The sequence below is a fragment of the Sphingobium sp. TomMM35A genome (assembly GCF_054771735.1).
On sequence record NZ_BSRC01000001.1, the window covers coordinates 600,874 to 612,977 of the forward strand.

Annotated in this window: 5 protein-coding genes; all 5 read left to right on the forward strand. The window is 63.1% G+C overall.

Annotation, left to right across the window (positions count from 1 at the left end; translation table 11 throughout):
- The first annotated feature begins 10 nt into the window (after positions 1-10).
- The 5 genes from metZ (at position 11) to ACYU8T_RS03080 (ending at position 12,016) form a co-directional block, all read left to right on the forward strand.
- Positions 11-1,219, forward strand: a complete 1,209-nt coding sequence (gene metZ, locus ACYU8T_RS03060) for an O-succinylhomoserine sulfhydrylase (RefSeq protein WP_461158473.1) — start codon at positions 11-13, stop codon at positions 1,217-1,219.
- Between the two features lie 33 nt (positions 1,220-1,252).
- Positions 1,253-1,651 carry a Co2+/Mg2+ efflux protein ApaG gene (apaG, locus tag ACYU8T_RS03065; protein WP_097091212.1) on the forward strand — a complete coding sequence of 133 codons (399 nt, stop codon included), beginning with the start codon at positions 1,253-1,255 and terminating at the stop codon, positions 1,649-1,651.
- Positions 1,648-2,439 carry a LysR family transcriptional regulator gene (locus tag ACYU8T_RS03070; RefSeq protein ID WP_461158474.1) on the forward strand — a complete coding sequence of 264 codons (792 nt, stop codon included), beginning with the start codon at positions 1,648-1,650 and terminating at the stop codon, positions 2,437-2,439. Before apaG ends, ACYU8T_RS03070 begins: the two co-directional genes overlap by 4 nt.
- Before the next feature lie 119 nt (positions 2,440-2,558).
- Entirely contained in the window at positions 2,559-3,077 is a 519-nt protein-coding gene (locus ACYU8T_RS03075; RefSeq protein WP_236574904.1) for a tetratricopeptide repeat protein, read from the forward strand.
- A 689-nt stretch (positions 3,078-3,766) separates the two neighbouring features.
- Positions 3,767-12,016: a VCBS domain-containing protein gene (locus ACYU8T_RS03080; RefSeq protein WP_461158475.1), complete on the forward strand. Its 8,250-nt coding sequence runs from the start codon at positions 3,767-3,769 to the stop codon at positions 12,014-12,016.
- Positions 12,017-12,104 lie beyond the last annotated feature (88 nt).

Below are 12,104 nucleotides of genomic sequence, written 5' to 3' on the forward strand. Positions count from 1 at the left end.
GGAAGAAGCGATGAAGCGCAGGAGCGGGCAGGACCCGGCTATCACCAAGAACTGGCGGCCCGCGACCCTCGCCGTGCGGGGCGGCAGCGCGCGTAGCGAATGGGGCGAAACGTCCGAGGCGCTGTTTCTGACCAGCGGCTATTGCTATGACCGCGCCGAAGACGCAGCAGCGCGCTTCGCGGGTGATCAGCAGGGCATGACCTATAGCCGCCTGCAGAACCCGACGGTCGAGATGCTCGAAAAGCGTATCGCGCTGCTGGAGGGCGCCGAGGCCTGCCGCGCGACCGCGACGGGCATGGCGGCGATGACGGCGGCGCTGCTGTGCCAGCTGTCGGCAGGGGACCATGTGGTGGCTGGCAAGGCGCTGTTCGGATCGTGCCGCTGGCTGACCGACACGCTGCTGCCCAAGTTCGGGATCGAGACGACCACCGTCGAAGCTACCGATAATGACGCCTGGGAAGCGGCGGTGCGGCCGAATACCAAGGTATTCTTCTTCGAAACGCCTGCCAACCCGACGATGGACGTTGCGGATCTGGAAGCCATCTGCAGTATCGCGAAGAAGCATGGCATCGTCAGCGTGGTCGATAATGCCTTCGCAACACCGGCGCTTCAGCGGCCGCTGGAGTTCGGCGCGGATGTCGTTGCCTACAGCGCGACCAAGATGATGGACGGCCAGGGCCGCGTTCTGGCAGGCGCGATCTGCGGGACGGAGGATTTCATCCTCAACACGCTGTTGCCGTTCCACCGCAACACTGGGCCGACGCTGAGTGCGTTCAATGCCTGGGTGGTGTTGAAGGGTCTGGAGACGCTGGACCTGCGTATCCGCCGTCAGAGCGAGAATGCGCTCAAGGTCGCGAAGTTCTTGGAAGGCAGGGTGGCGAAGGTGCTTTACCCCGGCCTGGAAAGCCACCCCCAATATGCCCTCGCGGCGAAGCAGATGGAGATGGCCGGGCCGATCTTCTCGCTTTACGTGGGCGGGGGGCGGAAAGAAGCTCACGGCCTGCTCAACGGGTTGGAACTGGTCGACATCAGCAATAATATCGGGGACTCCCGGTCGCTGATGACGCATCCTGCTTCGACGACCCATTTCGGCATGGCCGAAGAGGCGCGGCTGGAAGTTGGCATCACTGAAGACATGCTGCGGCTGAACGTCGGTCTGGAAGATGCGGACGATGTGATCGATGACCTCGATCGCGCGCTCAAGTCGATAGGCCGTTGACGAGAGCAGGGGGAAAGGCGCATTTCTTTAACCGTGAACGCGCTCTTTCCCTTTCATGCGACCACACGCGATATAAACGTGCATGTTGCTGTTACGTTCCTGCCGGAGCAATCGGAGCCTGATCGCGGGCGCTGGTTCTGGGCCTATCATATCCGAATCGAAAATGACGGGGATCAGCCCGTGCAGTTGCTCACACGCCATTGGGTGATCACGGATGGGCGTGGCGCGCAGCATCGGGTGGATGGTGACGGCGTGGTTGGCGAGCAACCGGTGGTACAGCCGGGAAAAAGCTATGACTATGTTTCGGGTTGCCCACTCAACACGCCGACCGGATCGATGCGCGGGCATTATCACATGATCGGCGCCAGCGGGGAGACGTTCGACATCGCTATTCCTCATTTCGCGCTCATAGCCCCGGCGGTTGCCGAATGAAGCGTACGCATTTGCCGTTGAACGGCCTGCGCGTGCTGGATGCGGCAGCGCGGCATTTGTCTTTCACGCGGGCGGCCGACGAACTGGCGGTGACACCCGCAGCCGTTGGCCAGCAAATCCGCGCGCTGGAGGACCTGCTTGGCGTCGTGCTCTTCCGCCGAACGCCCAAGGGCCTGGAGCTTACCCCGGAAACCGAAGCCGGGCTGGAAGCCTTGCGGGCGGGCTTCCTGGAATTCGAAGAAGCGGTAAGAGCGATGCAGGCGGGACAGTCCAGTTCCTCGCTGACCATAGCCGCTCCGCGGGACATCACCGCCAAATGGCTGCAACCGCGCCTCGCCAGCTATGCTGCCAGCCAACCCGATCTCAAATTCGCGTTGGTGGCGGCGGACGAGACGCTGGATTTTACGGAGGCCAATCTCGACCTGGCGTTGCGTTTGACTGACGGGCCGGGCGAACATGAAGGGGTGAAGCTGGGCGAGGCGCGCTTTGTCACTGTTGAAGCGGCGGACGGAGGCCCTGAGCTTCGTGTCGATTGGCCCGGCTGTCCCACAGCGAGCGAACCGGCGGCGATCCGGGTCGCGGACGCCGGGCTCGCCATTGAAGCGGCGATCAACGGTTTCGGGCGAGCTACCGTGCCACTGCTTTTGGCGCAGGCCGATATCGAGGGGGGGCGTGTGAAGCAGGTGGGGGAACAGCAGGCTTCCACGCTTGGCTATTGGTTGATCGCTCCGCTGCCGCAATGGCGCCAGAAGAAGGTGAAGGCCTTGATAGAGGCGCTCCTTTCCTGACCAGCGGTTCACGGCCTTCTTTGCTGCGGTTAGTTTTTTCTGGCTGGGGCGATGCGATGAGGGGAAGTAGCGCGATGGTCCTTCGATGCTTCAACGGGAAAGCGGGAGCGTGCGCTCTGTTGCTCCTCTGCCTGACGCCTGCCACCTGGGCGCAAGCGCCCTATGTAGCGGACGTCACTGAGGCGAGGGAGAAGGAATGGCGGTCCTTGGTGGCGGCAGCTCAGGGGGCCTATGCTGCAGGGCGCCCGCTGGAAGGCACTGAGCCCGCGCGAAAGGCACTGGCGCTGGCCGACGATCTGTTCGGGCCTGATGATCCCCGCACGTTGATCTCCGCCAATGATCTCGCCCTATTATCGGAGAGCACTGGTCATTATCGCGATACCGAGCAATTGCTTCGGCGGGTATTCGACAGCTATCTGCGTACGCGCGGCGAAGACGACCCGAATTGCCAGTTGGCGCTGGAGAATTTGATCGACTTTTACCTGGCGCGAAAGCGGCCGGACGCCGCTGCGCCCTTGGTGACTTACGCATTGGCCTCCTTCCGCAGAACAACCGGTGCAACCAGCGAGCGCAGCCGTCGGATGGAAGATATCGCGATGCGCCTTTCCACGCGCGATGCTGCCACGGCGGCGGACTAGGCGATGTTCATTATACCTAAGGTATAGCCCGTAGGGTTAATTGCTAAACTGTCCGTGGCTGCTATCCCCATGTCACCATCGGACGCAGGCGTTCAATTTTCCGCTATTCGTCGGCAGGATGTCTGCCGTTTGCGGACTTGGCGCGCTAATGAATGTAAATCCGTTGGGTCGCAAATGGGCGGGCGGTCGGCTAATTGGCTGGCCGCCCGCTTATCATTTGCGGGTTAGGCGCTCAGCCGATGGGACATCATCTTATCCGCTGAATGACAAGGCGCATCGTCCGAGTCGCATCAGAGGCCGAAATGAGAATTAACTTAGATTGCTTTCCAGCTATAAGACGAAGGATATAGTGGTATCTAAATAACTATATCGTTCGAAATAATACGTGAGTTATTTTTTCGACCCTATTGCATTTAAATGGTTAATAAAAGTTGATTCTCCGTGACTCGCTTTACTGCCACCGAATAAGATTAGCCGTCGGGTCAGAAGTAATAAGACGATGGGGTTAATCCGGGGCGGTCGAAGGCTTGTTCAGCCTCACCGACGGGAGATTGCAGACAATAGGCAATAGCTGATCCGCTAATGCCATATGTCGATGAAGATGAACTTCTCAATGCTCGTGTTGCGTTGGGGAACGATCTTCTGCGCACTTCTTCGGTCCGTCCCACGGTGACAGATGGGATGGAAAGATGGATTTCGAGCGCGAATGGAATGTCGATGCCGCCGCTGACCGTCAGCAGGCGCATGACCCCGCACTGGATGCACTCGCTGCTCGGGTGAAGGGGCACCATGTCCAGCCAGGCACGATGCGCGCTGTCGCGATTGGCTCAGACGGCGTCGTTGTCCTCCCCGCGGGAACCGACATCAATGACATAGCCGTTGACGGCCGTAACCTGATCGTCACCCTGCCTGACGGCACACAGATGGTCATTTTGGAGGGGGCTGTCGTCGTGCCGCGCATCGTCGTAGGCGACGTGGAAATTCCTTCGGTCAACCTCGCCGCGCTGTTGATCGGCGAAGAACCGCAGCCCGCTGCCGGCCCGGCCCGCAGTTCTGGCGGCAATTTCCTGGCTGCCGAAGGGGACGTGGGCAATCCTCATGGTCTGGGCGACCTGCTGCCGCCGACCGAACTGTCTTTCAACCAGCCCGAAGAGAGGGAAGTCCTTCCCATCGCGGCGGATGAAGACGAGGACAATCTGCCTCAACTTGAGGTTCCTAGCTCAGGTGCTGGCACAGTCGTCGATGAATCAGGGCTGGGCGTAGTGAACCGCCCGGGCGAGTCTCCCGGGTCGAATGAACCGGCTCCGATTGAGACGACTACCGGCACGATCACCTATGTTGCGCAGGACGCACCGGCAACGATCGCGATCAATGGCCAAATCATCACGGCTGTAGGGCAGACGATTGTCGGGACCAGCGGCACGCTGACCATCGTCAGTGTCGCTCCGGGCTCTGTCGGCTACACTTACACAGTGACGGACAATACGTCGGGTGACAACGTAACCGACAACTTCACGGTCACGGTGACAGACTCGGACGGCGACAGCGTCACCAAGGATTTGGTGATCAGCGTTATCGATGACGTGCCTACCGCGCATGATGATGTCGTCCAGCAGAGCGCAGAGGATGCCTCGGTCGCCATCAATGCGTTCGCCAACGACGTTTTCGGCGCGGACGGCGTCGACATAGACAATAATCCCGCCGTGCGCGTGACCATCCTCAGTGGTCCGGCCGAAGGCACGGTGGTCTACAATCCCGCGACCGGCCTCTTCACTTTCACGCCCGTAGCTGGTCAGGAAGGCACGGCCAGCTTCGTTTACCAGATCCAGGACGGTGATGGAGATACGTCGCAGGCCACCGTTACCATCACTCTGCAACCGGATTCGACACCGAGCATCGAAGTTCAGGCAGGATCGGACACGTTGGTCGATGAGGCCGCGCTGAACCCCAATGGTTCCAATGCGGCTTCGAACGGGGAGACCGCCGCTGGCGTCCTCCTCATTGCCACCGGTAACGACGCGGTCGGTTCGCTGGTCATCAACAATGTTGACGTGACCAATGGCGGAACGGTCAAGGGGAGCTTCGGCACGCTCACGGTAGGCGGTTCGCCGGCGGCCGGTTATAGCTACAGCTATACGTTGGAAACCCCCACGTCGGGCGATGCCACACAGGATAGCTTTGCAGTCACCGTGACCGACAGCGATGGAGATGCTGCAGGTACGACGCTGAACATCGGCATCGTGGATGACCGGCCACAGGCCATCGATGATATCGGCAATGTTGTTGTAGAAGACAGTGCCGCCAGCACCCTCTCCGGCAATGTGCTGAGCAATGATGTGTCGGGCGCTGATACGCCCAAGAGCTTTGTCGCCTGGGGCGCGGATGCCGCGGCGGTGGCGGAGCTCAACAGCTACGGCACGTTGATACAGAACAGCGACGGCAGCTGGAGCTATGTGCTCGACAACAGCCGGGCGGCGACGCAGGCGCTGGGCAGCGGGTTTGCCAAGGACTTCACGCTCAACTACATGATGCAGGATGCCGATGGCGACCAGTCGCCTGCGACACTGACCATCACGGTGAAGGGTGCCGACGACAGCGCAAGCGTGGTGACGGCAGCGGCGACCGGCCCTGACGCGGCCGTCTATGAGGCAGGCCTGCCGAGCGGCACGGCGCATGATGGCAGCCATGTGACATCCGGCACTTTCACCGTCTCTGCGACGGACGGCATCGCCAGCATCACGGTGGGCGGCGCGAGCTTCACCCTGGCGCAGATGCAGGCCTTCGCCACCACCAATGGCGTTGTGAACACAGGCGAGGGGACCCTGACGCTCACCGGCTACAATGCCGCGACGGGAGCAGTGAGCTACAGCTATACGCTGCTCGCTACCATCGACAATGACAGCAAGACAGGCGCAACCCTCACCGAGTTCGACGACAGCATTGTGCTGAGCGTCACCGGCATCAGCGGCACCAGCGGCAGCGATACGCTGGTCGTGCGGATCGTGGACGACGCGCCGGTTGCGGTGAACGATGCGGGCGGCTCGCTGACCGAGGATGTGGCGGGCAGCTTGTCGGGCAATGTGCTGAGCAACGATGTGTCTGGGGCTGATACGCCCAAGAGCTTTGTCGCCTGGGGCGCGGATGCCGCGGCGGTGGCGGAGCTCAACAGCTACGGCACGCTGACGCAGAACAGCGACGGCAGCTGGAGCTATGTGCTCGACAACAGCCGGGCGGCGACGCAGGCGCTGGGCAGCGGGTTTGCCAAGGACTTCACGCTCAACTACATGATGCAGGATGCCGATGGCGACCAGTCGCCTGCGACGCTGACCATCACGGTCAAGGGTGCCGATGATAGCGCGCGCGTCGTGACGGCAGAAGCGACCGGCCCAGACGCGACCGTCTATGAGGCGGGCCTGCCGAGCGGCACGGCGCATGACGGCAGCCATGTGACCTCCGGCAGCTTCACTGTCTCTGCAACGGACGGGATCGCCAGCATCACGGTGGGGGGCACGAGCTTCACCCTGGCGCAGATGCAGGCGTTCGGCACGACCAATGGGGTGGTGAACACAGGCGAGGGGACGCTGACGCTCACGGGCTACAACGCTGCGACCGGAGCAGTGAGCTACAGCTATACGCTGCTCGCTACCATCGACAATGACAGCAAGACAGGCGCAACCCTCACCGAGTTCGACGACAGCATCGCGCTGAGCGTCACCGGCATCAGCGGCACCAGCGGCAGCGATACGCTGGTCGTGCGGATTGTGGACGACGCACCGATTGCGGTGAACGATGCGGGCGGCTCGCTGACCGAGGATGTGGCGGGCAGCTTGTCCGGCAATGTGCTGAGCAACGATGGGTCGGGAGCGGATACCCCCAAGAGCTTCGTCGCCTGGGGCGCGGATGCCGCGGCGGTGGCGGAGCTCAACAGCTACGGCACGTTGATACAGAACAGCGACGGCAGCTGGAGCTATGTGCTCGACAACAGCCGGGCGGCGACGCAGGCGCTGGGCAGCGGGTTTGCCAAGGACTTCACGCTCAACTACATGATGCAGGATGCCGATGGCGACCAGTCGCCTGCGACACTGACCATCACGGTGAAGGGTGCCGACGACAGCGCAAGCGTGGTGACGGCAGCGGCGACCGGCCCTGACGCGGCCGTCTATGAGGCAGGCCTGCCGAGCGGCACGGCGCATGATGGCAGCCATGTGACATCCGGCACTTTCACCGTCTCTGCGACGGACGGCATCGCCAGCATCACGGTGGGCGGCGCGAGCTTCACCCTGGCGCAGATGCAGGCCTTCGCCACCACCAATGGCGTTGTGAACACAGGCGAGGGGACCCTGACGCTCACCGGCTACAATGCCGCGACGGGAGCAGTGAGCTACAGCTATACGCTGCTCGCTACCATCGACAATGACAGCAAGACAGGCGCAACCCTCACCGAGTTCGACGACAGCATCGCGCTGAGCGTCACCGGCATCAGCGGCACCAGCGGCAGCGATACGCTGGTCGTGCGGATTGTGGACGACGCACCGATTGCGGTGAACGATGCGGGCGGCTCGCTGACCGAGGATGTGGCGGGCAGCTTGTCCGGCAATGTGCTGAGCAACGATGGGTCGGGAGCGGATACCCCCAAGAGCTTCGTCGCCTGGGGCGCGGATGCCGCGGCGGTGGCGGAGCTCAACAGCTACGGCACGTTGATACAGAACAGCGACGGCAGCTGGAGCTATGTGCTCGACAACAGCCGGGCGGCGACGCAGGCGCTGGGCAGCGGGTTTGCCAAGGACTTCACGCTCAACTACATGATGCAGGATGCCGATGGCGACCAGTCGCCTGCGACACTGACCATCACGGTGAAGGGTGCCGACGACAGCGCAAGCGTGGTGACGGCAGCGGCGACCGGCCCTGACGCGGCCGTCTATGAGGCAGGCCTGCCGAGCGGCACGGCGCATGATGGCAGCCATGTGACATCCGGCACTTTCACCGTCTCTGCGACGGACGGCATCGCCAGCATCACGGTGGGCGGCGCGAGCTTCACCCTGGCGCAGATGCAGGCCTTCGCCACCACCAATGGCGTTGTGAACACAGGCGAGGGGACCCTGACGCTCACCGGCTACAATGCCGCGACGGGAGCAGTGAGCTACAGCTATACGCTGCTCGCTACCATCGACAATGACAGCAAGACAGGCGCAACCCTCACCGAGTTCGACGACAGCATTGTGCTGAGCGTCACCGGCATCAGCGGCACCAGCGGCAGCGATACGCTGGTCGTGCGGATCGTGGACGACGCGCCGGTTGCGGTGAACGATGCGGGCGGCTCGCTGACCGAGGATGTGGCGGGCAGCTTGTCGGGCAATGTGCTGAGCAACGATGTGTCTGGGGCTGATACGCCCAAGAGCTTTGTCGCCTGGGGCGCGGATGCCGCGGCGGTGGCGGAGCTCAACAGCTACGGCACGCTGACGCAGAACAGCGACGGCAGCTGGAGCTATGTGCTCGACAACAGCCGGGCGGCGACGCAGGCGCTGGGCAGCGGGTTTGCCAAGGACTTCACGCTCAACTACATGATGCAGGATGCCGATGGCGACCAGTCGCCTGCGACGCTGACCATCACGGTCAAGGGTGCCGATGATAGCGCGCGCGTCGTGACGGCAGAAGCGACCGGCCCAGACGCGACCGTCTATGAGGCGGGCCTGCCGAGCGGCACGGCGCATGACGGCAGCCATGTGACCTCGGGCAGCTTCACCGTCTCTGCGACGGACGGCATCGCCAGCATCACGGTGGGAGGCACGAGCTTCACCCTGGCCCAGATGCAGGCGTTCGGCACGACAAATGGCGTGGTGAACACGGGTGAGGGCGAACTCCGCCTGACCGGATACAATGCTGCAACGGGAGCGGTGAGCTACAGCTATACGCTGCTCGCCACGATCGACAATGACAACAAGAGCGGGGCGACGGGCACCGAGTTCGACGACAGCATCGCGCTGAGCGTCACTGGCATCAGCGGCACCAGCGGCAGCGATACGCTGGTCGTGCGGATCGTGGACGACGCGCCGGTGTTGAGGGTGTCCGATACGCCGACCTCCGTTATTGAAGGCGCGGTCGCCAGCGGCACCTGGTCCCTGACGCCGGGCGCGGACGGCGTGACGGCGATCACGGTCACCTTTGGCGCGGCGAGCGGGACGTTGAGCCTGCCTGGCGGGGCGAATGTGGTGCTGACCCAGCCGACCGGAACCTTGACGGTCCGTGCGGATGGAAGTTTCAGCTTCGCCGCAGCGCTAGGTCAGGACAACGACCTCAATCCGCAAGCCAGCTTCACGCTGTCGGCGGTCGACGGTGACACGGATCCATCGTCGGATAGCCTGACGATCACCATCCTCGATGGGGCGCCGGCTGCCGATGCTGCGCCTGTCACGCTGGTCGTGAACGAGGCCGGGCTGGGCACGGCGGGCGCTACTGGCAGCAATTCCGCGGCGAGCAGCGAAACCGACAACGCGCCTGCGCTCTCCTTCACCGCGGGGAGCGATGCTCTTTCGACTTTCGCCTTTTCCACTGATCTGACACATCTGGTCAGCAATCTCGACGGGGCGGGAACCGACATTGTCTGGGTGCGCGACAGCCCCGCGACGATCACCGGCCATCTGGGCAGTGCCGGAGGGGCGGTTGCCATCACCCTGACGCTAAGCAATCCGGGCGTGATCGCCGCGGGAGCGACGGGATCCGTCACGGTTACGGCCACGCTGGCCGACAATCTGCCGCATGCACTGGCGAACGCGGCGCAAACGCAGAGCCTGGGCTATGCGATAGTCCAGGCCAGCGACAATGACGGCGACACGGCGAGCGGACAGGTGAATGTCAGCGTCATCGACGACGTTCCGACGCTGGGCACATTTCAGAATGCGACCATGCTGAACGTGGCGGGCACGACCACCGGCACTTTCGCCTACACGCAGGGCGCGGACGGGCATGCGAGCTTCGGCATAACGGGGACGCCGCCTTCGGGTATCACTTATACCGTCACACAGAACGCCGCTGGCGCGTTGCTGACAGCCACCGCCGATCCTGACGGTCCTGCCGGGCCGCTGGCGCCGGTCACTGTCTATACGTTGCAGGTCAACAGCAACGGCACCTACGCTTTCAACCTGGTGACGCCGCAGGCCGCGAGCACGTCAACGGTATCCCTGATCGGCTTGTCGCCGGGCGGGCCGACCCCGTTCCTGGAGACGCCGGACTATCGCATCGAGTTCACCGGCAATGGTGCGGGCGTGAATTCCGGGCAGCAGGGCTTTGGCGTCGACAATCAGTTTGTCGGCTACCAGGAAAAATTCACCATGGAGTTCCACAATCCGGGCACGGTCGGCAACACCGCCCCGCTCACGAATGTGGAATATGTCAGTTCGCTGGCGCTCAAGTGGGACAGCATGAACGTGTCGTCGGGGTCGATGACCATTCAGGTCACTTTCTTCAAGGATACGGCGCAAGGCACGCAGTCAGTCACGCAAAATTATGTGATCAACAGCAATACCGGATCGCTGACGCTTGATCCGAACAATCTGGCCGATTTCAACAGGATCGAGGTCACGGGCCTCACCGTCACCAATGGCGGTCAGGGCGTCCGTTTCACGTCCGTCGACGTCACGAAGACGGTGCTGCCGCCGGATTTGAACCTGGACTTCTCCATTACGGCCACGGATACCGATGGCGACAAGACAAGCACGTCCAACCTGCATGTCTTCATCGACGATCCGACCAATCCGATCGCGCTGGACCTGAATGGCGACGGGGTTCACTTCCTAAGTCAGTCGGCGGGCGTCCGCTTCGACTATGCAGGCAGCGGTCATGCGGTCGCGACGGCGTGGGTCGGCGCGGAGGATGGCATTCTGGCGATCGACCGCAATGGCGATGGGGCGGTCAATGACGGATCGGAAATCGTCTTTTCGGTCAATGGCGGCACTGATCTGGAAGGGCTGGCGCTGCGATATGACAGCAACCATGACGGGCTGCTGTCGGCTGCGGACGCGGACTTCGCCAAGTTCGGGATCTGGCAGGACTTGAACGGCGATGGCGTGAACCAGGCGGGCGAGTTCCAGTCTCTCGCCGATGTGGGGATCGCGTCGATCGGACTCGTGTCCAACGGCGTGAGCTACTCCACCGCCAACGGCCAGGTCGTGGTTCATGGAGAGGCGCAGTTCACGCGGACCGACGGCAGCACCGGCATCGCGGCCGACGTCGGGTTCGCTGCGGGGTCTGCAACCGTCGCGACCAAGCCGGACGATGCGAGCGGGTTCAACCAGACGTTGATCGCGGCGAGCCTAGTCGCTGTCACGGGCGCTGCTGAGGTCGTGAGCGAAGAACAGCCCGCTCCCGTGGCGACCGAGGAGACCGAACCATCGACGACGACAGTGCAGGCGAGCCCGGCGGCTTCGGAACCGGTCAGTGACGATGACAGCAGCGCGCCGTCGACAGCGGCGGCCGACGATCAGGGCACGCATGTCGAGCAGCCCGCCCCGGAGGCGAGTCATAGCGGCCACGAGGCCGCGCCCGATCATGCCAGCCTGGCTGATGCGGGCGATGCGCGCGCGGCGGCGGGCGCGGACATAGCCGAAGCGCCGCAGCCTGACTTGGGCGATCATCAGGCGCTGCTCGCGCAGTCGATCGATCTGCCCGCCTTTGATGGCCATGCGGCGGCCCTGGTCGTAGCGGCGCATGAGAGGGCCCCGGCGCAGGTGGCTGACGTAATTGCCGAAGCGCTGGGCGGGGCGGCTGGTCCCGACATCGATGCGCTGCTGGCGGCGCTGCCGGGCGGGGATCACGTCCAGGCCCCAGTCCTGCTCGACCCGATTGCGCCTGCGCTGGCGGATGCGGGGCACATGGCAGCCGCGGCGACTGTCTTCGATGCGGCGATGGCCGCGCATGAGGCGATGGCGGTCGCTCACGGGTGATCGCCAGGGTTGGGATTTCTCGCGGGTATATTTGGGGGAGAATGATTATGCGGAACAGGTTGAGAAGCATCGCTTCCTTCGGCCTTGC

Bases quoted from the DNA above. Each gene is read 5' to 3' on its own strand.
- metZ (WP_461158473.1), top strand. From the start codon at position 11: ATGAAGCGCAGGAGCGGGCAGGACCCGGCTATCACCAAGAACTGGCGG.
- ACYU8T_RS03070 (WP_461158474.1), top strand. From the start codon at position 1,648: ATGAAGCGTACGCATTTGCCGTTGAACGGCCTGCGCGTGCTGGATGCG.
- ACYU8T_RS03080 (WP_461158475.1), top strand. From the start codon at position 3,767: ATGGATTTCGAGCGCGAATGGAATGTCGATGCCGCCGCTGACCGTCAG.